Here is a 21,540-nt window from a genome sequence, read left to right on the forward strand (position 1 = left end):
ATTATCCCCTCCTTCCTTTATCGCCGATGTCTGCCTGGCCATTTAATTTTTCAAGCATTACAGCTATATCATATGTTTTTTTATTTTTGTTAAGACGTTCTTTATCTAAAAAAAGAAATTTCGTAATATTCATTTTCTTATCCGTTTCTCCATTTATTTTTTCTGAGTACATATACAGTAATTCTTCTAAAGCGTTAAAAAGATCTTCAGCAAGGAACACCGGAAAATGATTGGGCGTGTAGAATGGAAGTTCTCTTCCTTTTTCCCAGACCGCAGCAATTGCACCATTGGCAATCGCTTCATCTAACCTGCTGGATTCACCATGTAAAGGAATGAAAATGCCTCTTGGCATCAGGGCACTCGAGCAGTCTGAAACAGTGTGAAACACCAGCCTGAATCCTGGATGCCTCTGTCATGTTTAAACATCTGTGCCAAATCCCCAAAAGTTAAGTACATTTCATCGCCCCTCAATTGCATCTTTAGCCATTTTTCGATCGTCAAAATCAAATACTTGACTGCCAATGATCTGATAAGTTTCATGGCCTTTTCCAGCGATTAAAATTACATCACCTTCCGACGCATTCTTCACAGCAAACTCAATAGCTGCTTTCCTGTCCGGAATTAATTGGTAGGATTTTCCTTCTGCACCAGCCTGCATATCCTTAAGAATCTCAATTGGGTCTTCACTTCTCGGATTATCTGAAGTGAAAATAGGGTCTGTTGCTAGATTGCATGCAATCTTCGCCATTAAAGGGCGCTTTGTACGGTCCCTATCCCCTCCACAGCCAACGACAACAAAAACCTTTTTTTGAGCAAATTGGGAAATGGTGCTCAGCACGTTTTCTAGGCTGTCAGGTGTATGGGCGTAATCCACTATTACCGTAAAATCCTGTCCTGCATTTACAAGCTCAAAACGGCCTGCAACACCCTCGACCCCTTCAATAGAACGAATAATATGTTCGAGAGGCATTCCTAAGGCAAGGCCTGCTCCAATGCCCGCTAAAACATTATATACACTGAATTTCCCAATAAGCTGCATGTTGACTAATAATTCCCTGCCGGCTGCAGATAAAGTGAAAGCCGTTCCCTTGGAAGTCATGGTAATATCTTTTGCAGAAATATCCGCTTTCTGATCAATACCGTAAGTGATGATATGGGCTGAAGTTCCGCGCATGAAAGAATCAGATGCCGGATCATCCACATTTAGAACCGCAAACTTCGGTTTGTTAGTTTCAAAGGTGTTCCCCAGCTGTGAAAATAGCAATCCTTTAGCATGCTTATATTCTTCCATCGTATGGTGATAATCAAGATGGTCCTGAGATAGATTGGTAAATACAGCAACATCAAATTCTGTGCCACGTACTCTCCCTTCATCCAGAGCATGGGAGGAAACCTCCATTACGGCAGCTTCTACTCCCTCATCCGCCATGCTTTTAAACGTCTTTTGAAGGGTGAGGCTTTCGGGTGTTGTATTTTTGGTTTCAATCATTTGGGCACCTATTTTTGTATACATTGTGCCTATTAAACCCGTCTTTTTTCCAGCATCGGATAAAACCTTCTCTATTAAATGGCTTACTGTCGTTTTGCCATTTGTACCTGTAATTCCGACCAGCTTGAATTTGCGGCTCGGCTGTCCATAAAAGGCATCCGCCAGCACGGCCATTGCCCTGTTAGTATCGTTAACGACAATCACCGGTACATTCAAAGGCAAATCATGTTCGGCAATCACAGCCACTGCACCGCTTTTCACTGCTGCTTCTGCAAAATCATGTCCATCGACGGTATAGCCTTTGATACAAATAAATAAACTTCCTTGCTCTACCTTACGATTATCATTTTCAATGGAAGTAATATCGGGATTCTCACCGCTAAATGGTACCAAAGCGTGTAGATTGTTAAGAAGCTCATGTAATTTCATTTTTTCTCAAATCCTCTCATTGCAAAACATGGCGTATTTATTTTACATGATAATGATTCACATTGCCATTGATACAGGGAAGAAACAGAAAATAGGGCGGTAAGGAATTTACCGCCCGCAGTCAATCAATCATTGTTTTTTCCAAAATATAGCCTGATGGTTGAACCTTCCTTCAATTTAACACCAGCCTCGGGCGATTGCTTCACCACAACATCACCTTCTCCGCTTGCATCAATCTTTAAATTTACCATCTGTTCCTGTAGCTCGCTTTTAGTCATTCCTACCACATTTGGAACTTTGATTAACGGAGTATCTGTCCATTTCATTTTCTTCTCGATCTGATTTTTTCTTGGAGGAACTCCTAAGCCCTTAATCCATCCTTCATGATATTTCCGACAATCGGTGCTGAAACGACACCGCCGAACTGTACAGTACCTTTCGGATTATCGACAGCAACGTACACTACCAGCTGAGGGTCATCAGCTGGTGCAAATCCTATAAAAGAAACGATATGATTGTTTTCTAAGTAATGCCCGTTTTGAGCTTTTTGCGCTGTCCCCGTTTTGCCTCCAATACGGTATGAATCGACAAAGGCATTTCCCCCTGTCCCCTGTGCAACAACACTTTCAAGGGCATTACGTATCTTTTTCGAGGTCTCTTCAGAAATAACTTTCCGCTTCGCTACAGGCGATTTCCTCATGACAACTTCTTTTGTAACTGGATCGATGAGTTCCTTGGCAATATAAGGGGTATAGAGAGTGCCTCCGTTGACCGCTGCCGAAACTGCAGCAACCTGTTGGATCGGGGTTACTGAAACACCCTGTCCAAACGCTGTAGTAGCCAATTCGACCGGCCGACCCTATTCAGATTAAATAATATTCCAGAACCTTCACCCTGCAAGTCAATTCCTGTTTTTTCACCGAACCCAAAGCCTTTAATATATTTAAAGAGCTTTTCCTTCCCGAGCCTTTCCCCCAATTCAACAAATCCAGGGTTACAAGAATTTTGGACAACCTCTAAGAAACTCTGGCTTCCGTGACCGCCAGCCTTCCAGCATCTCAGCCTTGCCCCGGCAACTTCTGCAAAACCAGGATCATAAAAATGCTCTTTCTCCAGATCTACCTTTCCTTCTTCAAGAGCCGCGGCAAGAGTGATGATCTTGAAAGTCGAACCAGGTTCATACGTGCTCCAGACAGGCAAATTTCGGTTATAAACTTCCTGCGGGACATTTCGGAAATTTGCTGGATCAAAATTGGGCCTGCTCGACATCGCAAGGATTTCCCCATTATTGGGATTCATTGCGATGGCAATCAATCCGTCTGGATTATAGGCAGCCTGGGCGTTATCCAGCTCTCTTTCCATTATTGTCTGTATTTTGGTATCTACCGTCAGCTTTAGGTCCAGGCCATTGATCGGGGGCTGATAATCGTCAGCCATGTCATTCATCCGCTCACCTTTAGCATTGGCATAAAACTTAACGGAACCTTCTTCACCACTTAACTCTTTATCATAAAACTGTTCCATGCCCATTAAGCCCTGATTGTCAATTCCGGCAAAGCCAAGAACATGAGAAAGATAGCTGCCATACGGATAATATCTTTTTGAATCTTCACCAATATAAACCCCATCAAGGCCAAGGGCTCTAATTTCTTTAGCTTTTTCATGAGAAATTTTTCTTCCCCCTGGCAGCCTGACCATTGATTCACCCATTGTAATGTCTTTATAGGTCTTTTCTTTATTTAACTTTAGGACTGCGGCTAATTTTTCTGCTGTAGGTCCAGGATTTTTAATTTGCCTTGGAACGACATATACAGTTGGTGCACTGATGTTTGTCGCTAGTGCAACACCATTCCGATCGATTATTTCACCCCTTTTGGGTTGAAAAGGTATATTCCGGCTCCACGACCCTTTTGCAAGATCTGTTAATTTATCCCCAAGAAAAAATTGTACATATCCAAGACGGACGTCGATTATTAAAAAGGTCAGAATGCCGATGAACAATGCGATCATTAGCCGTTTTCTTACAGTTACATTAGACACACGCATAAATGAACGATCCTCCTTTTCATAGGTCGTTCATTTATATGCTTGTACTTATTAAAATATTACGGTCACAAAATTAGCAGAGCTTTTAATCATGGACAGTATCTTCTTCGTTTTCTTTGCCCTTTGCAGAAGAACTATTCTTTGCCTTTTGCTTTCCCTTGCTCTTTTTTGTATTTTCCTCAAAAAGCTGTTCAGGAGATTGCAATTCGATAATCAGGTTGTCCCCATTTTTAACAGGAGTTCCTTTTTTCATGCTCTGTTTATAAGCATAACCGCTGCCAGCCGTATGGAGCTTAATATTCAGGAGCCTCGCTACCTTCATGGCATCTCTCAGCGACCATCCTTTTAAATCAGGCATGACTGCATTTCCTCCAGTATAAATGACCACCTTTTCACCCTCGAGAATGGTTTTACCTCCTTTTGGAAGCTGCCCCTCCACTTTACTGCCATTACCAAGAACCACTGTATCAAGACCCTCCGCCTGCAATTCTTTAACAGCAGCATCTGATGACTGGCCAATGATGTCAGGTATTTCACCGGTAACTGGTTTCTCCTGTTTTGATGGCTGAATGTTCATGTATTGAAGGCTGCTCTTCATTACTGGATCAAAAATCATGGATACGGGTATCGATCCTTTAAAGTAGCTGTCTATTTTAGGCTGCTGAACAGCGACATAAACAATTAGCTTCGGGTCGTCTTTTGGTGCCATCCCTAAAAATGAAAATACGTAGTTCTCGGGACCGGTCAAGTATTTCCCATCTGGTCCAGGCATTTGTGCTGTTCCCGTTTTCCCGGCAACACTGTAGCCGTCAATTTTATACCGGCTTCCTGTCCCTTTTGGGGAGGTAACAACCGTTTCGAGAATATCCCTAACCTTTTTTGCAGTTTCCGCAGAAATAGGATTGGACACTACTTCCGGCTCTGTTTGCTTAATTATCTTGCCACTATCATGATCAACGATTTTCTCGACAACATGAGGCTTCATCATCTTCCCGCCATTCGCTACGGCTGTAGCTGCCTGGATTTGCTGGATTGGAGTGATGGCTGTTCCCTGCCCAAAAGCAGTTGTGGCTTTTTCTATTGGCCAGTTAAATTGTATTTTTCCTGAAGTTTCATAAGGAAGATCTATTCCTGTTGGCTTATCAAAACCAAATTTTGTTAAATAGGTTCTCAATTTATCAAAACCTAATTTTTCATTTGCAAGTTTTGCAAATGCAACGTTAGAAGATCGCTGGACTCCCTCCAAAAAAGTAATAGGACCCCATCCAACATAATTATGGTCATGGATGGTGCTATTTGAAATTTTATAAGATCCAGACTTGTATATCTCACTCGGATTGAATTTATTTTCTTGAATGGCAGCCGATAAGGTAAAGATTTTCATCGTCGAACCCGGCTCAAAGGAGGTTTCAATTGCTTCGTTATGCCAACTATTCTGGATTCCTTCCCTTGTTGTTGGATGAAATGTAGGTCTCTCGCCATTCCCAGTATTTCACCTGTTTTTGGATCTGCTACAATAGCAATTATTTTTTTCGGCTTGTATTCCTTATCCACTTTATCGATTGAATCCTCAAGGAAGGTCTGAATTTTCTTATCAAGAGTTAAATAAATATCATTTCCATTTTGTGCGGGAGTAATTTTTTGCTTGCCGTCCGGGAGTAAATAACCCCACAAATCACTTTGATAATTAATGGTTCCATTTTTTCCGGTAAGGTAGGAATTTAAGGTTTTTTCCACTCCCAATTTTCCTTCGGTTTTATAAGTTCCATCCTTTTGTTGCTTGCGCTCAACAAAACCGACCACATGGGATGCGAAAATGCCATTTGGATAAAACCGCTTAGAGTCACGGGTGAAGGTAATCCCCGGGAGATGGAGCTGCTCAATTTCTGTTTTGGTTTGATGTGAAATATCCCGGCCGCTCTTCCGAATTCCACCTGGAAAACACCTTTTTTGGTTAGCTTGTTATAAATATCGGATTCTTCCATATCAATGTATTTAGCTAATTCCCGCGCCGTTTTTTCCGGTTTAGTCACATGCATTGGCTTTTTTGGATTGGTGGTCATTTTTTTACTTAGAATCGCAATTAAGGTATATGCTGAGGTGTCCTCCGAAACGACCTCCCCTTTTCGGTCGTAAATCGTTCCTCTCCCTGCTTCCAATACGCCCTGTTTCATATATTTTTGCTGAGCCCTTGCAGCTAAAGGCTGCCCAGCAGCTTCACCTGTAATTTGAATCGTGAAATATCGGAAAATCAATATAAAAAAGAGCAGGCTGAAGAATAAAAATAATCCCGCTGCTCCAACATTCATATTTTTCTGTTTCTTGATCATTTTCCTTGCACTACCTTAACATTATTTTCATTTAGCTGCAGTCCAAGCTTCCTCGCCTTTCCCAAATTCGTTCATATGTACTTAATTCACTTACCTGATCTTTGAGGTCACTGTTTACTTTTTCCTGTTCCTTCATTGAAACCTGAATATCCTGTATATCTTTGTTAACACTATAAATTTTCGCTTGATTGGAAATCATATGGACTGCGCCAAACCCAACCATTGCTGCGAAGGTAATTCCCAGTACCTTTTCCCCAGGTGTTAGCCAAAACTTTTTAAAACTGGCCTTTTAGGCTCTATAACCTGCCCTTGCTGCTGTTGTTGCTGTTGTTGCTGTTGTTGCTGCTGCATTTTTCTTGCAAGATTGCTCATCTTTTCCCCTCCTAATATATTTTTTCTATTTTTAATTTATAATTTTTCAGCGATTCTAAGCTTAGCAGACCGAGCCCGGTTGTTTTGTTCCAATTCCTCTTCACTCGGCAGGATCGGCTTTCTTGTAACCAATTTAAGAACTGGTTTGTATTCATCAGGTATTATAGGAAGGCCTGGAAGCAGGTTTGGCGTTTCACTCGCTTTTTTGAAGGCAGATTTACAGATCCTGTCCTCCAGCGAATGGAATGTAATAACACTGATTCTTCCACCGGGCTTCAGCAGACCAATGGCTTGTTCAAGAGACTTTTCAAAAACGCCTAGCTCATCATTCACAGCGATTCTGATTGCCTGAAAAACGCGTTTAGCTGGATGGCCGCCTTTCCTTCTGGCCGGAGCTGGAATCGCATCTTTAATCAGGTCAACAAGCTCACCGGTTGATTCGATTGGCTTCTTTTCTCTTGCTGCTTCAATTTTCCTGGCAACCTGCTTGGAAAACTTCTCTTCACCGTATTGAAAAAAGATTCTTACCAAATCTTCATATCTCCAATGATTAATTACATCATATGCGGAGAGAGTGGCATCACTGTCCATTCTCATGTCCAGCGGGGCATCATGGTGATAACTAAAGCCTCTTTCCGGTGTATCCAGCTGCGGTGAGGAAACACCAAGATCGTAAAGGATCCCATCCACCTTTTCGATACCTAATTCTTCTAATTCGCTTTTTAAAAATGAAAAATTGCTCTTTATGATGGTTAATTGTTCTTCGTAGGCTGATAATTTTTCCTTTGCATTAGCAATGGCCGTTTCATCCTGGTCAAAAGCAAATAACTTTCCTTTTTTGTTCAGTTTTGAGAGAAGATAAGAACTGTGTCCGGCACCGCCGAGAGTACAATCGACATATATGCCATCCGGCTTAATATTCAAGCCCTCCACCGTTTCCTTCAATAAGACAGTTGTATGTTCAAACACTATGCATTTCCACCTTTCCAATCGATCGGCAATTAACAGAAATTATATCAGTATAGTATTCCCGTTATATATCAAAGCCAATCATATTTTCTGCAATTTCTGCAAAAGATTCTTCTGACTCTGTAAAATAGTCTTCCCAAATCTGTTTGCTCCATATTTCAATTCGATTGGAAACGCCCAAAATGACACATTCTTTATCTAATTTCGCATATTGGAGCAGCGGGGCAGGAATATTGATTCTCCCCTGTTTATCGATTTCACTTTCAGTTGCACCTGAAAAGAAAAATCTTGTAAAGGCTCGGGCATCTTTCTTAGTTAAAGGCAAACCTTTTAACTTTTCTTCGATTAAGCTCCATTCTGAGAGTGGATAACCAAATAAGCATTGATCCAGACCCCGCGTAATAACAAACATTTCCCCTAGGTCATCGCGGAATTTGGAGGGCACGATTAAACGGCCTTTATTATCAATGTTATGATGGTATTCACCCATGAACATAGCCATTACCCCCACTTTCTATTTAAAATGTACCACAATCCCCCACTTTCCTCCACACATTTTTTAAAGTAATCTGAATGTAATATTTATCTTTTGGTTTCGGTTAAGAAAAGAGTCGTAAAAAACAAAAAACTTCACCTAAGTGGTGAAGTTTTTTGTTTTTAAAATGTAATTAAGTAAAAGACTCGTTGATTTCCGCTGCGGGTGGACGCTTTCCGCGGGGCGGGCGGTGAGCCTCCTCGCCGCTCCAATCAACTGGGTTTCAGGCACTTCTATTCGGGGGTTGGCCGTCCAAATATCGCTCCAGTCGTTTTGTTCAAGATGGTCTTCATCCAATACATATTTGGCAGCCGGTCCATTCGCCAGACCATTAAAGAAATTGAAACTAACGTGGCCTACCGTTGGTTCCTTGGGTTTGGCTGCTATACAGATGTCCCCCATTTCTCCACCTTCGGTAAGAATTATGATCGCCGATATCAGGATTCCGAGGTGTTTGAACAATATGGCATGCGTTGGACAACCTTCGGGGGCTGAAAAAATTGTCCATGCTGGAGATGCTTACGTTTGCTGCCATGAACCTGAAGAAACTGGCCACCTGGACATGGCAGGTGGCTAAAAAGGCGCACTAAAGCACCAATGATCTGGTTTATCGTTCTCATGGGAACGGTACTAGTAGATTGGAGCGGAAGGTGCTTGACTCCTGGGGGATCAGCGTTCCAGGCGAGACCCCGCAGGCGCTCCCTTGCGCCGAGGAGTCTCGACGAACGCCCCCGGAAAGCAAGCACCTGGAGCGCAAATCACACCTTCCAAATGAATTTTTTCTAAAAACCTAAGGCAGCGAGAGCTATCTCGCTGCCTTTGTCGACAATCTGAAACTTCACCATGGAGGTGAAGTTTTTTATAACTTAATTACTTTATGCTGACCATCAAATTTAAAAGGTAATGTTAGGAGATCACGAATCAAATCAAGTCCATAGAGATTCATATAATCAAAAACATTCCATATTCTTTCCTGCGGGGACCCTTCAGGCCTTAGTGCAAGATCGATTCTTGTGAATTTACTAAGGATTACATCATGCTTCCTTCGAATGGAATCCTCGATACGTGATTCCATAAACCCAATTTGCTGAATGAGAATTTCTTCATTCTTTTTTAAAAGAGGAAGAAGTCCACGGTCCATTTGTGCTGTCTTATCTTCGATCTCACGATATTGCTGTATCAGTTTCTCTCTTGTGTCAGAAAACAGCTCTTCCAGTTCCTTATCCTTGATAGATTCGAGGAAACTCTCCCGCTCAACTGATGTTCCTCTGCTGAGAACTTCCTTTATATCCAATTGCAAATCCTGCAAATCTGTTTCAATGGAACGATCCAGCAAGGTTATGTTTAGTCTGGGAACGATCGGAGGCATTTTAATAGCGAAATGCTCGAAAACCTTCTTTAATTCTGCCCAGTACGCAATTTCACCAGGACCGGCAATAAAGCCAAGTGTAGGAAAAAGCAAATCCTGTGTTAACGGCCTTGTTACAACATTATTGCTTAATTTTTCTGGTTGATGGAGCGCAATTTCCAATAATTCCTCTTTTGAAAAAGAAATTGCCCCATTTTTCCCCACAAACATGTCTTTGTTTCTGTCAAACTCCAATAAAATCCGTTCATTTAGCTCTGGTTCATAAAAAAATAAGTTCGCACTATTCTCACCAGCTTCAATTGTCAGAGAATAACCTTTTTCATTTATTTCTTTTTGCTGCTCTAGGAGAGAAAAGGTAATGACATCATGATGGGTAATTTGCTGTTCAAATATACTTTTTTCGATATGCCGGAGCTCTTTATTTCCGGAATCCACAATTAAGAGTCCTTCATCCTTAAATAGTTCCATTATGATAGCAGCAAAGAAATCCGTAAAACTGGCTGCCCGTGATAAGGATTGCTCAATAAACTCGATGAGACTATTTGTATGGTCTGTTTCACCGAAATTCTCAATCAAATTTTTAGCCCATGACAGGCAAACTTCCCGATCCAATGGTATGTCCGTAACCATTTTCTTTTGCAGCACTCTTTCCGGATATGTCCATTTGTCCGCTCTTTTCTCTACCGGAACATACACATGATTGACTTCATGATAATCATGGTCTTCACCCGCAATCCAAAAAACAGGCACAACAGGAATTCCAAGTTCCTTTTCCTTTTGTTCGGAAAGTTTAAGGATCGAAATAACCTTATGTATTGTATAAAGGGGACCCGTCAATATACCGGCTTGCTGCCCGCCGATGATGACGGCAGAATTATGTTCCCTTAGTTTTGCAATGGACTCTTTTACAGCAGACGACGAAGGAAATTTGCTCATATAGTCTTCAATATGTTCAGCAACTTCATTTCGCGGAAAAGATCTATTTTTTAATTCATTTAATCTTTCTTGATAATCCGATTTTTGGTCAAAACGGTAATGGAAAAATGGCAATATTTCATCGGATTGTTCTAAATAACTTGATGCAAAACGGTTCGTTGCTGGCAAAGAGAGATTTAACATCTCCATTCATTGTACTTCCTTTCTGGTCAACCAATATTCATTCCTATCGAGTATAGCATTTACAGCAGCGTTTGAAAAAAAACTTTGCTTGCAATGTCATGAAAAAATTTCTTACGGACATTTAGAGCAGTTCTGCGTATTCTGTGACTCGAATCAGAAGACCAATGAAAGTTAATGCAATATATGCAATGAAAAACATCAGGAAATTAAATCTCCAAAACCCCTTAAAAACCTTGGTGAAAATAATTTCCCCCTTCACTTTCCAATGGACGACCGCAAAGATTGCTGCAATAAAAAGAAGTAATAAAACCATAATCCAGAAAAGGGACTTCCCCCATATCGTTAAAATAAGAAAATGGACGGAAAAAATAAAGAAAAGCGTACTGTAATCAGAGGCATGATGTATGGATTTTCGTTGATTTTTGGTCAGCCATTTACTAATGACAAAGACAATAAAATAGCATAAAATCGGCACTGTAATAAGCAGTGTAAATAGAAAAGACAACACCCCGCTCAATTCAAACCCTCCCTGTTTTGCTCCTTTCCTTTCAAAAGATGGAAAAAGCTTTCTGTTAACGGTCCCTGTTTTTTCTTTTTCTTCGCTTCTCCCACAACAAATCCCAAAATAGCATCCACTTCAGTCATTCGCTTTGCTTCAATATCTTTCAGCATCGAAGAGCGATTATCCTCTGTTTTTCTGCATATTTCCACCACCTGCTGAAAATAAGCATCACGATTGTTCAATTCAAGAATATCTGCAATTTCTTCAAACAGGTCCTGAAAGACATTAAAATAAAAAAGATTATCGATTAACTGTCCATTTTCAACTGAAAGAATGGCAGTCAATGGATTTATCACTGCATTGGCAACCAACTTTCCCAAGAGCATTTCATAAAAATCATCTGTTATGACCATTGGGAAATCAGAAGGCCTCTTTGGCCAGCTCTGTTAATAATTCATTATTCCCTTTGAAAACCGCCAATTTAGTCAAGCCCTCTCCCCTATGGCAAACAGTGAAAGGATTTTCTTTGTAAGCACCGTGCTCCACCGAGCCAACAAACACATTGTCAGAAAGCACATTCGGTAGCAATTCTAAATGGCCCATTCCATTTTGCAAAAAAAGTATGCCTTCTTTTTTCCCTTGGGACTTATTGATTAATGCTATCACTTCTTGAAGCTGATATTGTTTTACGGTTACAATTGTTAAATCTTCCATTCCCCTGTATTCAGCTATCGGCAGAGCGTTTACATTTGATGTGATATGGAGTCCGTTTTTCTTTACAACAATTCCGTTCCGATTAATTTCTTCAGCCTGCTCCTTGGTCCTAGTGTATAAAGTAAGAGGAAAAGCTTGTTTTAGGAGAGCAGCAAATAATAGACCTATTGATCCTGCCCCGATAATAGCAATTTTCATATGTATCCCTCTTTTTTTCTTTTAAGAATATTTTACCAAAACCGCAACCCAAAAAAAGCATAAAAATCCCTTTTCGAAAAAAATCGAAAAGGGATCATGATCATACTGGATAAACCGGATGCTTTCGGACACTAAAATTTAATTCTTTTGTTTCGTAATAAGCAAACCGTTGAACTAAGGTCTCTCTTAATTCAGATGCGGCAACAATTTCATCGACAATCAATTCGGACGCTAGTTTATAAATATCGATATGCTCTTTGTATTCCTGATGCTTTGCCTGGACAAAAGCAATCCTTTCTTTTGGATCCTGAATTTCGTTTATTTTATTGGAATAGACAGCATTCACTGCTGCTTCCGGACCCATAACAGCAATTTGGGCTGTCGGCAGCGCAATACAGCAATCAGGTTCGAACGCGGGCCTGCCATGGCATATAATCCTGCCCCATATGCCTTCCTGACTATTACAGAAATCTTTGGCACAGTTGCCGAGCTCATAGCGGCAATCAATTTCGCTCCATGACGAATGATTCCTGCACGTTCCACCTTTGTGCCAATCATAAACCCTGGCACATCCGCCAGGAAAAGCAATGGGATATGGAACGCATCACAGAGCTGAATAAATTTGGCTGCTTTATCTGCAGAATCTACAAATAGGACACCACCCTTAACCTTTGGCTGGTTGGCAATAATCCCTACCACTTTACCATTCATCCGGGCAAAACCTGTAATAAGCTCAGAAGCAAACAGTTTTTTCACTTCAAAAAAACTGCCCTGGTCAATCAAATTATCAATACATTCGTACATATCAAAGGGGGCATTCTGGTTTTCAGGAATAACAGCTTCGAGCGGCCGTCCTTCCTTCGGAGCAGTTCCCTCGATGACTTTTGTTTTTTGGGTGAAATTCGCAGGAAAATACCCAATATACTTTTTGGCTTGCTCGATTGCTTCCTGCTCACTGTAAGCAAGAACATCGCCGCAGCCGCTAACCGAACAATGCATGCGTGCCCCGCCCATTTCTTCCAGCGTAACTTTCTCGCCGATCACCTTTTCCGCCATTCTCGGTGAGCCTAAGTACATAGAAGCATTCTGGTCAACCATTATAACAATGTCACAAAATGCCGGAATATAAGCGCCACCTGCAGCAGAAAGGCCAAAAAGTATGCACACCTGTGGGATCATCCCGGAGAGCTTCACCTGATTATAAAAAATTGGCCTGCGCCCCTGCGGTTAGGAAACATCTGAAGCTGATCCGTTATCCTCGCTCCAGCAGAATCTACCAGATAGAATAAAGGAACTCTCAGTTTTTCGGCAGTTTCCTGGATTCTTATTATTTTCTCAACCGTCCTGGCTCCCCACGAACCGGCCTTTACCGTTGAATCATTCGCCATTACGCACACAGTTTGCCCGTTGATTTTCCCAATCGCTGTTACTACACCGTCAGCAGGTAGGTCTCCGCCTGGAAATTAGCGAATTTCCCATCCTCTTCATATTTTCCCTGATCGAATAACAACGCAAGCCGTTCACGTACAAACAGCTTATTTTGCTCTGCCAGCTTTTCATGATATTTCGAATCGGCCTTCCCGCTTCGACTGTTTTGCGTTTTTCCTGCAAGCCCTCATTGATTGTTATATTTTCAGACATTTTTTCCTCCCCTTTGTACGGTCTTTTCACCAAATTAAGCTATTCCAATACGATTAAGACGTCACCTTCGTTAACGAAGTCCCCAATGTTTACCTTCAGTTCTTTAACTGTACCCTGAGTAGTACTTTCAACAGGAATTTCCATCTTCATCGATTCCAGCATTAGTACTTCTTGTCCTTCATTCACTGGTGCACCTTCTGTAACCATTACATTTAAAACCGTTCCCGCCATAGTAGATGTGATTTCTTTCATCGTTAATTCCCCCTGTTATTTCACTAATTTTGCATTTGCCAAAAAGCTGGTTGTATAGCTTCCATTTTGAAAGTCCCGATCAGATAAAATAGACAAAAATAACGGGACATTGGTTTTAATGCCTTCTATTTTCATTTCTTTGAAAAACGATTCAGCTTTCATTAATGCTTCCTGTCTCGTTTCCCCATGAAAAATACATTTTGCAATCATCGGGTCGTAAAAAGGAGTTACAGTATCTCCTTCTGTATAACCGCTATCGATACGAGCATCTGTGTTACCTGCCCATTGCATTACCGTAATTTTGCCTGGCGACGGCAGAAACCGGACAGGGTCTTCTGCGTATAGTCGAAACTCTGCAGAATTGCCGCTTGAAGTAATTTCCGGCTGAAGCAATGGCAATTTTTCGCCTCTCGCAACGAGAATTTGCCATTTCACCAAGTCGAGTCCAGTTACCTGTTCTGTCACCGGATGCTCTACCTGCAGCCTTGTGTTCATTTCCAGAAAATAAAAATTTTCATTTTCATCGACAATGAACTCTATTGTCCCAGCATTTACATATTGAACGGCCCTGGCAGCCTGAAGCGCAGTTTCAAACATCTTTTCTCTTGCCGCATCAGACAGGAACGGTGACGGAGACTCTTCGACCACTTTCTGGTGGCGTCTTTGTATTGAGCAATCTCTTTCAAAAAGGTGGACCATATTCCCATATTGATCACCAAACACCTGCACCTCGATATGTCTTCCTTCAGCAATATATTTTTCTATGAATACTTCATCAGATCCAAAGTATGCTTTTGCTCTTGCCTTAGTGGAATCGAAGGACTTAACGAGCGCTTGCTCATCTTCACAGCGGATCATTCCAATTCCGCCTCCTCCGCTGCTTGCCTTAAGCATGATCGGGTAGCCGATTGATTGGGCAAGATTCACAGCTTCTTCAAGGGACTGGATTCCAGTTCCTGAACCTGGAACGACAGGAACACCTGCCTGCTCCATTGTTTGGCGCGAAATAATTTTATCACCCATTAATTCAATTGTTTTCGCTTTGGGGCCGATAAAAATCATGCCTTCCTTTTCAACCATTTGCGCGAAAGCAGCATTTTCGGACAGGAAACCATATCCCGGGTGAATTCCATCAACCTTTTCCTGTTTTGCAGCTTCAAGAATTACATCTGCCAGAAGGTATGATTTATTTACAGGCGCTTCACCAATCCTAATCGCCTTTGAAGCCGCCTTAACAAAAGGCATCTCTTTATCAGCATCTGAATAAACCGCTACGGTTTCAATCCCCATATCATGGCATGTTTTAATAATTCTTAATGCGATTTCTCCTCTATTGGCAATTAAAATTTTTTGCACTGTATTTCCCCTTTCTACCACTATTTACCCCACATTACTATATCTTTCTACAAGTTTTGCTGAATTTCCTGCAAATTTTGAAAACGCTTGCTAAGGATTCAAGAAGAAATTTAGATTTGCCGATAAGTCCAACTTCAGAGAGGGATCCTTCTCCACTGTTGGAAGATTCACTATTTTTGTTATATAATAAAAATAATAATTTATGAAGATACTAAAAAGTATTTTTATTTTAATGTTATTCAAATTTCATCTGCTATATACAATATAAAGATGAGTATCATTCAAGGGGGTATTTTTATGGCAGCGAAAATCACAAAATTAAAAGTTAACTTTAAAACTCTCGAAGAATTTAAGAAATTCAAGGAATACGGCATTCAGGAACTTTCCATGCTAGAGGATCTTGAAGCAAACATTATCGAAGATGAAAGCGATTCCCCATTCTATGGTATTTACTTCGGAGATAAGTTGGTTGCAAGGATGAGCCTCTATCAGGTGGATGCTAAATTTGACCGCTACTTCTATCCATCTCAAAACTATTTGGAGTTATGGAAATTAGAAGTGTTGCCAGATTATCAGGGAAAAGGATATGGTAAAGCGTTAGTTGAATTCGCCAAAGGCTTCGGCCTCCCTATTAAGACAAATCCTCGTGTTAAATCAAATGAATTTTGGGGTAAAATGGGCTTTACGAGCGTAGATTACGATGTGGAACGGGATCGCGGAGAGAATCCTCTTGTCTGGTATCCAGAGGGTGTAGGGGCACAAAAATATTAAGAAGATTTTTTTCATGAATAAAAGCGCAAGCGCCCTGGTTAGCCCCGACAGGCATAAGACGAATCACGCAGGAAATCCCGATTTCTGGAGTGATATGGCTTATGACCCCGAGGGGCTGGGCGCTGTAGCTAGATTAATACAACTTGTAGAAGTTATCCACTTCATTCAATTTAATAATTTCCTAAACGACAAAAAAGCGGACATGGCTGTCCGCTTTTTTATATTATTCGATTCTTTCAAGGTTTCCATTCTTATCCATTTGGAACTTAACTTTTTTTTGCCGGTCCTCTTCTTGATGAACCACCATTTTTCTTGCACGGTCCATAATTTCAATTAAGGAACGGTAGTCTTCTTCTATCGCTTTTAAATTTTTTGCAAGCTTTTCATTTTCAGCGGCGAGATAAAATGCTTTTTTCTCTAAATCTTTTATTTTTTCAGTGTTTCTTTCTTTATCATCTTCCATGTTGAAGGATGCTTCAGCTCTTTCATTAAGGCGACTCAAAAAGTGTAAAACGTCTTGGAAGTTTATATCCCCATTTTCGGTATTCATTTCTGGCTGAGCCTGAACTTGAACATCGACTGTTACGCTTGCTGCAACTGGATTCTCGGAAGGAGTAGTTCTTTTAGCATCCTTCCTCTGTTTTTTTGCAAGTTCTATTCCTGTTTTATATTGCTTGCGAACATATGAATTCCAGCGGAAGCCGCATGCCGCTGATGTTCTGGAAAGCTTCCTCCCTACCTCTTCAAAAGCCTGAAGCTGTGTTCCTCCATCCCGAATATGCCTTAAAACCACTTCTGCAAGCAATAAATCTTCATCTTGTGTCCATGCATCCTGACGAGTTGGTGACATCAGAAAATCCCCCCTAGTGTTTTTATTCATACATATGCATCTACTAGAAAAGATAGACTGATATCCTAAAGCCAAATTAATAATTATTCATTATTTCTTATTGAGAAAATTAAAAACATATTCATGATGTGCGTCGCTCTCCCACAGAACAGAGCAAGTTCGGACTTCTTCCTGAATTCTTTGCTGCAGGCCGCTTGCCTTCCATTTGTTTATCCATATCATTTTGTAAGCCAGCAGTACATTAACATTACGCTCCACCATTTTTTCAAGAAAGGCATTTAGGGCAATTCTAGGGTCAGTATCGTAGAGTTGATTAATAAACCCAATTTCCGTTAAATATTCAACCGGTTTAACTTCCGCCTCGCTGAGAAGAGGAAATGCTGCGGAATACGAAAGCTTTTCCGCTAAAATCGACCCGCCTCCCCAGCCAGTTGTGATGGCTTGTTTTCCCTGGATAAATCCCGCCTTGGTTCCTCTTCTTGCAAGACGGTAATCACAGGAGATAGCCAGCTCGCAGCCTCCTCCCACAGCATGGCCATTCATCAATGCAACAGTCGGCTTAGGGAGAACAAGCAAATCATATAGTATGTCGGACATCTTCGAAAGCATGAAATACGCTTCTTCCTTCGTTTCAAGGGTGTGAAAAACAGAGAGATCCCCTCCAGAACAAAATGCTTTCTCACCGCTTCCTGTAATAACAAGCGCTTTTATGGACGGATCTCCAGCTAGAAGAATTGCCTCCTGAAGTCCAAGCATTACATCATAGTTGATCGCATTTCTTCTTTCTTCTCTTTCAATCGTAAAAAATAAGATTCCATTTTCATGCTTTTCTATCGAGTAATCCATAACAGCTTTCACCCCAGTGTAAGATTTAACTCATTAGTATGTATTAAAAAGTTTGGGAACGACAAAAGCACAAGGGCATTAAGCTCCTTGTGCTTTTTATCCTAACGAAAATTAGTTGTTAACAACGTCTTTTCCTTTGTATGTTCCGCAAGCTTTGCATACGCGGTGAGCAAGTTTCATTTCACCACAGTTTGGGCAGGCTACCATACCAGGTACATTTAATTTAAAATGAGTACGACGCTTTCTTTTCGCAGTTTTAGATGTTCTTCTAAAAGGTACAGCCATTCTTCCCACCTCCTTAAAGAGTATTAAGAAAGTAATGAAGGCCAGTTTATCTGGTTCTTCACTTTGCTTCTTTTTTTGCCGATTATGAATCGGAAGAATTGTTGTCGTCAAAAAACTTTGCGAGCTCAGCGAGTCTCGGATCGATCTTTTTCGACTGATCCTCTTCGTGAACAACTTCCCAACCCTTTCCGGATTGCGGAGCAGCTCCTTCACGAATATTATCATCGCAAAAAACCTGCATTGGAACCTCAAGTAAAAGTATCTCTCTAATGACGGGCATTACATCGATGACATCACCTTTTACTTGATGAACCTCCTCTTCCGTTTCAAAATCTGAACCGTTTAAGAGGAATGTTTCAGTCGTTTCGACAATAATTGGATAATTGACATCAACTAATGTGCGAGAACAAGGAAGAACGAGATAGCCTTCTATCTTTAAATGGAAGGTCACTTTTGTCGAGCCAATATCGGCCCGTCCAGTTACATGGATTGGTGACACATCCCGGATGGTTGGATCATCATTTTTAATCTCATCTACCTGTATGGTTTCATCGATTAAAAAATCCTTGTTTCGACTTTTTTGCAATTGGCTTAATGTCCATTTCAATTGAATCACCTCAAGGCAACAAAGGTAATTATAGCCTTCGAATAATTTTTTGTCAATGTTTTTTCTTTACACCTGGAATTGCGGATTTTCCGGTGCATGACATCCATTTTACCACGGAAAGGATCTCTTATTAAGTGTATCCTTTATCTTTTTTTGCAAACCTATTGCCAATTTGAAAATAATCATTGATTGGGTTAATTTGTTATTATAAATAAAAATATTACAAATGAATTCACTTAAGGAGATCAGGATAATGAAAGCAGTCGGTTTAATCGTTGAATATAATCCTTTTCATAATGGCCACGCATATCATTTGCAGTCATCCAGAGAAGCGGCTGGCGCTGATGTAGTCATTGCTGTCATGAGCGGAAATTTCCTTCAAAGAGGTGAGCCTGCACTAGTATCAAAATGGACTAGGTCGAAAATGGCATTGCTGGGCGGTGCAGATATCGTCTTAGAGCTTCCCTATTTGTTTGCAACACAAAAAGCAGAAACTTTTGCTAATGGTGCTGTTTCTATTTTAGAAGCAGCTGGGTGCGAATCCCTCTGTTTCGGCAGTGAAAATGGTGATATTTCATCTTTTACGAATACATTAAATTTTCTTGCCGAAAACAATGAAGAGTTTGAAAAAAAAATAAACCAATATATAAAAACAGGCGTGAGTTACCCTAAAGCCCAGTCACTTTCATTTACTGAACTGGCATCTGATAAAAACCTCCTGAATTTATCCAAACCGAATAACATTCTTGGCTATGAATATATTAAGGCTATTATGCGACAGAAAAGTTCAATTAAGCCTATGACAATACAGCGAAAACAGGCTGAATATCATGATGAACATTTTTCCTCCGCGACCATCGCCAGTGCTACGAGCATCAGAAAAGCAATTTTCGGAGATACTGCAGACCGGGAGCAGATTGGACAGTTCATTCCCTCTTCTACGCTCGAGCTGTTGGAAAATTATTATAATGTATATGGACTGTTCCATAACTGGGAAAGCTATTGGCCATTATTAAAATTCAGGCTGCTTCAAATGAATTCGGAAGAATTGCGAACAATATACGAAATTGAAGAGGGTTTGGAAAATAGGCTGTTACGAGCAGCCGCAAATGCTGAGTCCTTCTCAGGCTTTATGGAAGAAGTTAAAACAAAGCGTTATACATGGACAAGGCTCCAACGTATTTGTGTACATATATTAACCAATGCCCGGAAAGAGGAAATGCTGGCTGGCAATGAAAAAGCCTCTTATTTAAGACTTTTAGGAATGTCCCAAAATGGACGAGATTACTTAAAAAAGATGAAGTCCCATTTTTCACTTCCACTCGTTTCCAGACTTTCTTCCAGCAAGCTGTCTTCTCTTTCACTTGATATTAAGGCAGGGCGTATTTATTCTTGTGCATTGACTGGAAAAAATCAGACGAAGCTTCTTAATATGGAATACAATCAGCCCCCTATCAGTATTCCTTGATAAAGATATTTCTTTTTGGCTGTTTTCTAAAAGATTGTTGTTTTTAGTAGTAGTTGATTTCCGCTTCAGGATGCTCGCTTTCCGCGGGGTGGGTGGTGAGCCTCCTCGCCGCTGAAGCGACTGCGGGGTCTCACCTGTCCCACTGCTCCCGCAGGACGTTGAATCAGCTCCCTAGAATCAACACCGCACGAAGGAAATGCGATAGCATTTTCGAGGATCTCGCACCTTCCGCTCCAATCAACTTCTTTATCAACCATCTGATTCACTCTAAATAGCAACAAAGTTTACAAAAACAGCCTTCTTTTTTTAGATTTTTCGTGCTCAGCTGGGAGGTTTAGTCCTTAATCGGATTTATTAAAGACCGTTTTCCGTTTCACCTAAGGAATTTTGTCCTCAAATCGGGCTTATTAAAGACATTTCCCCCTCCACCTGAGTGGTTTTGTCCTCAATAGGGCTTATTGAAGACTGTTTCACTCTTCACCTGAGTGGTTTTGTCCTCAATAGAGCTTATTGAAGACAGGTTCTCTCTTCACCTGACGGGTTTTGTCCTTCATCGAACTGATGAAGGACTTTTTTCCTCTTCACCAGGTATTTTTTGTCCTTCATCGGGCTTATGAAGGACAGTTTCATACTCAAAGGGCGTTTTTTGTCAATCTTGGAAAGCCGCCACTATGTTAAAAGGATACTGTTCTATTTATCCTCTCTTTTTTTAAATAACAAATATAATGCCATGCAAACGTATACTGCCATAACCAAACAGAGAAACACGCGGGTAGATAAGTATATTATTAATATGGCCCGTCACCCAATTCCATTAAAATCATCCTCCAATCCTCCTCATGTTATTTGAGTTCTGAGAGGGAAGGATGGAAAATAAAGAGTAAAACTGCCATTACCGGGACGGATAATATTAGAGCTGCCATGGGCCGTTTATAGTGAATGGTGACCATGCCGAACAAAATAATATTAAACAGAGTAGACCAAATAATGCCCCAGCCATTTTCATATATAAATATTCCTTTCTTGACAAATAGGAATTCCAGGAAGGAAAAGTAGGCTACCCATATACCAATATATACAAGGATTTTTTTCCCTTTCGGCAGATATCTTAAGTAGATCATTATGACTACAGGGATGATGAAAAAAGAAAAAACCAATTCAATAAGCGTATGATTTAACCATTTAACGGTCACTGCTTTATACGCCCAAAGGGTATGCTGATAAAAAATAAAATTATATAGCATATTACTAATGATAAAATATTGGATTGTTGGATAATATTCCTTCCACTTCTTCCAATCGACAAATATTTTTGCGAAAAAGATATAAACCAATATTACTAATAAAAGATACATAAAAATTCCCTTTTTATTTTTATTTTCCCATATAAAA

At 40.6% G+C, this 21,540-nt stretch carries 18 protein-coding genes and 4 pseudogenes; 3 read left to right on the plus strand and 19 right to left on the minus strand.

Features of this window, described 5'->3' with window-relative positions:
• Window position 1 precedes the first annotated feature (1 nt).
• The 7 genes and pseudogenes from RCG23_RS04715 to mraZ all read right to left on the minus strand — a co-directional run bounded on the left by RCG23_RS04715 (window position 2) and on the right by mraZ (window position 8,131).
• A complete protein-coding gene (locus tag RCG23_RS04715) occupies window positions 2-388 on the minus strand; it encodes a hypothetical protein (protein WP_308178787.1) in 387 nt (128 codons plus the stop codon).
• Between the two features lie 69 nt (window positions 389-457).
• Window positions 458-1,918 (minus strand): UDP-N-acetylmuramoyl-L-alanyl-D-glutamate--2,6-diaminopimelate ligase, encoded by a 1,461-nt coding sequence (locus RCG23_RS04720; RefSeq protein ID WP_308178788.1) that lies wholly within the window; start codon window positions 1,916-1,918, stop codon window positions 458-460.
• Window positions 1,919-2,043: 125 nt separating this feature from the next.
• Window positions 2,044-3,964: pseudogene (locus RCG23_RS04725) on the minus strand (stage V sporulation protein D).
• Window positions 3,965-4,049: 85 nt separating this feature from the next.
• A pseudogene (locus RCG23_RS25860) lies at window positions 4,050-6,294 on the minus strand (penicillin-binding protein).
• Window positions 6,295-6,325: 31 nt separating this feature from the next.
• The gene (locus RCG23_RS04745) at window positions 6,326-6,493 is read right to left on the minus strand and encodes a hypothetical protein (RefSeq protein WP_308178789.1); all 168 of its coding nucleotides are present in this window, start codon (window positions 6,491-6,493) and stop codon (window positions 6,326-6,328) included.
• Window positions 6,494-6,702: 209 nt separating this feature from the next.
• Window positions 6,703-7,635 carry a 16S rRNA (cytosine(1402)-N(4))-methyltransferase RsmH gene (gene rsmH / locus RCG23_RS04750; RefSeq protein WP_308178790.1) on the minus strand — a complete coding sequence of 311 codons (933 nt, stop codon included), beginning with the start codon at window positions 7,633-7,635 and terminating at the stop codon, window positions 6,703-6,705.
• A gap of 64 nt (window positions 7,636-7,699) precedes the next feature.
• Window positions 7,700-8,131: a division/cell wall cluster transcriptional repressor MraZ gene (mraZ, locus tag RCG23_RS04755; protein WP_308178791.1), complete on the minus strand. Its 432-nt coding sequence runs from the start codon at window positions 8,129-8,131 to the stop codon at window positions 7,700-7,702.
• 273 nt (window positions 8,132-8,404) lie between these two features.
• Here mraZ and RCG23_RS04760 point away from each other — a divergent pair.
• A pseudogene (locus RCG23_RS04760) lies at window positions 8,405-8,632 on the plus strand (transposase); the annotation flags it as partial.
• 397 nt (window positions 8,633-9,029) lie between these two features.
• On the opposite strand, the gene bshC reads toward RCG23_RS04760, so the two are convergent.
• The 7 genes and pseudogenes from bshC to RCG23_RS04795 all read right to left on the minus strand — a co-directional run bounded on the left by bshC (window position 9,030) and on the right by RCG23_RS04795 (window position 15,321).
• On the minus strand, window positions 9,030-10,664 hold the full coding sequence (gene bshC, locus RCG23_RS04765) for a bacillithiol biosynthesis cysteine-adding enzyme BshC (protein WP_308178792.1): 1,635 nt from the start codon (window positions 10,662-10,664) through the stop codon (window positions 9,030-9,032).
• A 115-nt stretch (window positions 10,665-10,779) separates the two neighbouring features.
• Window positions 10,780-11,166: a DUF3397 domain-containing protein gene (locus RCG23_RS04770; protein WP_308179966.1), complete on the minus strand. Its 387-nt coding sequence runs from the start codon at window positions 11,164-11,166 to the stop codon at window positions 10,780-10,782.
• 5 nt (window positions 11,167-11,171) lie between these two features.
• Window positions 11,172-11,573, minus strand: a complete 402-nt coding sequence (locus RCG23_RS04775) for a ketopantoate reductase family protein (RefSeq protein WP_308178793.1) — start codon at window positions 11,571-11,573, stop codon at window positions 11,172-11,174.
• A 7-nt stretch (window positions 11,574-11,580) separates the two neighbouring features.
• Window positions 11,581-12,072, minus strand: coding sequence for a 2-dehydropantoate 2-reductase N-terminal domain-containing protein (locus RCG23_RS04780; RefSeq protein WP_308178794.1), 492 nt, complete (start codon window positions 12,070-12,072; stop codon window positions 11,581-11,583).
• Window positions 12,073-12,172: 100 nt separating this feature from the next.
• Window positions 12,173-13,713, minus strand: a pseudogene (locus RCG23_RS04785) (acyl-CoA carboxylase subunit beta).
• Between the two features lie 39 nt (window positions 13,714-13,752).
• Window positions 13,753-13,965, minus strand: coding sequence for a biotin/lipoyl-containing protein (locus RCG23_RS04790; RefSeq protein WP_308178795.1), 213 nt, complete (start codon window positions 13,963-13,965; stop codon window positions 13,753-13,755).
• Between the two features lie 15 nt (window positions 13,966-13,980).
• Window positions 13,981-15,321 carry an acetyl-CoA carboxylase biotin carboxylase subunit gene (locus RCG23_RS04795; RefSeq protein ID WP_308178796.1) on the minus strand — a complete coding sequence of 447 codons (1,341 nt, stop codon included), beginning with the start codon at window positions 15,319-15,321 and terminating at the stop codon, window positions 13,981-13,983.
• Window positions 15,322-15,618: 297 nt separating this feature from the next.
• On the opposite strand from RCG23_RS04795, the gene RCG23_RS04800 reads away from it, so the two are divergent.
• Window positions 15,619-16,092 carry an N-acetyltransferase gene (locus RCG23_RS04800; protein ID WP_308178797.1) on the plus strand — a complete coding sequence of 158 codons (474 nt, stop codon included), beginning with the start codon at window positions 15,619-15,621 and terminating at the stop codon, window positions 16,090-16,092.
• 223 nt (window positions 16,093-16,315) lie between these two features.
• Here the strand turns inward: RCG23_RS04800 and RCG23_RS04805 are convergent, their stop codons facing one another.
• From RCG23_RS04805 to RCG23_RS04820, 4 genes are all read right to left on the minus strand, one after another.
• The gene (locus RCG23_RS04805) at window positions 16,316-16,942 is read right to left on the minus strand and encodes an RsfA family transcriptional regulator (RefSeq protein WP_308178798.1); all 627 of its coding nucleotides are present in this window, start codon (window positions 16,940-16,942) and stop codon (window positions 16,316-16,318) included.
• A gap of 90 nt (window positions 16,943-17,032) precedes the next feature.
• Window positions 17,033-17,788 (minus strand): enoyl-CoA hydratase/isomerase family protein, encoded by a 756-nt coding sequence (locus RCG23_RS04810; RefSeq protein ID WP_308178799.1) that lies wholly within the window; start codon window positions 17,786-17,788, stop codon window positions 17,033-17,035.
• A gap of 111 nt (window positions 17,789-17,899) precedes the next feature.
• Window positions 17,900-18,073: a 50S ribosomal protein L32 gene (gene rpmF / locus RCG23_RS04815; protein ID WP_308178800.1), complete on the minus strand. Its 174-nt coding sequence runs from the start codon at window positions 18,071-18,073 to the stop codon at window positions 17,900-17,902.
• 82 nt (window positions 18,074-18,155) lie between these two features.
• Window positions 18,156-18,680: a YceD family protein gene (locus RCG23_RS04820; RefSeq protein WP_308178801.1), complete on the minus strand. Its 525-nt coding sequence runs from the start codon at window positions 18,678-18,680 to the stop codon at window positions 18,156-18,158.
• Window positions 18,681-18,933: 253 nt separating this feature from the next.
• Between RCG23_RS04820 and RCG23_RS04825 the strand changes: the two genes are divergently transcribed.
• Window positions 18,934-20,148 (plus strand): nucleotidyltransferase, encoded by a 1,215-nt coding sequence (locus RCG23_RS04825; protein ID WP_308178802.1) that lies wholly within the window; start codon window positions 18,934-18,936, stop codon window positions 20,146-20,148.
• A gap of 842 nt (window positions 20,149-20,990) precedes the next feature.
• Here the strand turns inward: RCG23_RS04825 and RCG23_RS04830 are convergent.
• The gene (locus RCG23_RS04830; protein ID WP_308178803.1) at window positions 20,991-21,503 is read right to left on the minus strand and encodes a CBO0543 family protein; all 513 of its coding nucleotides are present in this window, start codon (window positions 21,501-21,503) and stop codon (window positions 20,991-20,993) included.
• Between the last annotated feature and the right edge of the window lie 37 nt (window positions 21,504-21,540).

Source organism: Neobacillus sp. PS3-34, assembly GCF_030915465.1.
Classification (GTDB): domain Bacteria; phylum Bacillota; class Bacilli; order Bacillales; family Cytobacillaceae; genus Neobacillus_A.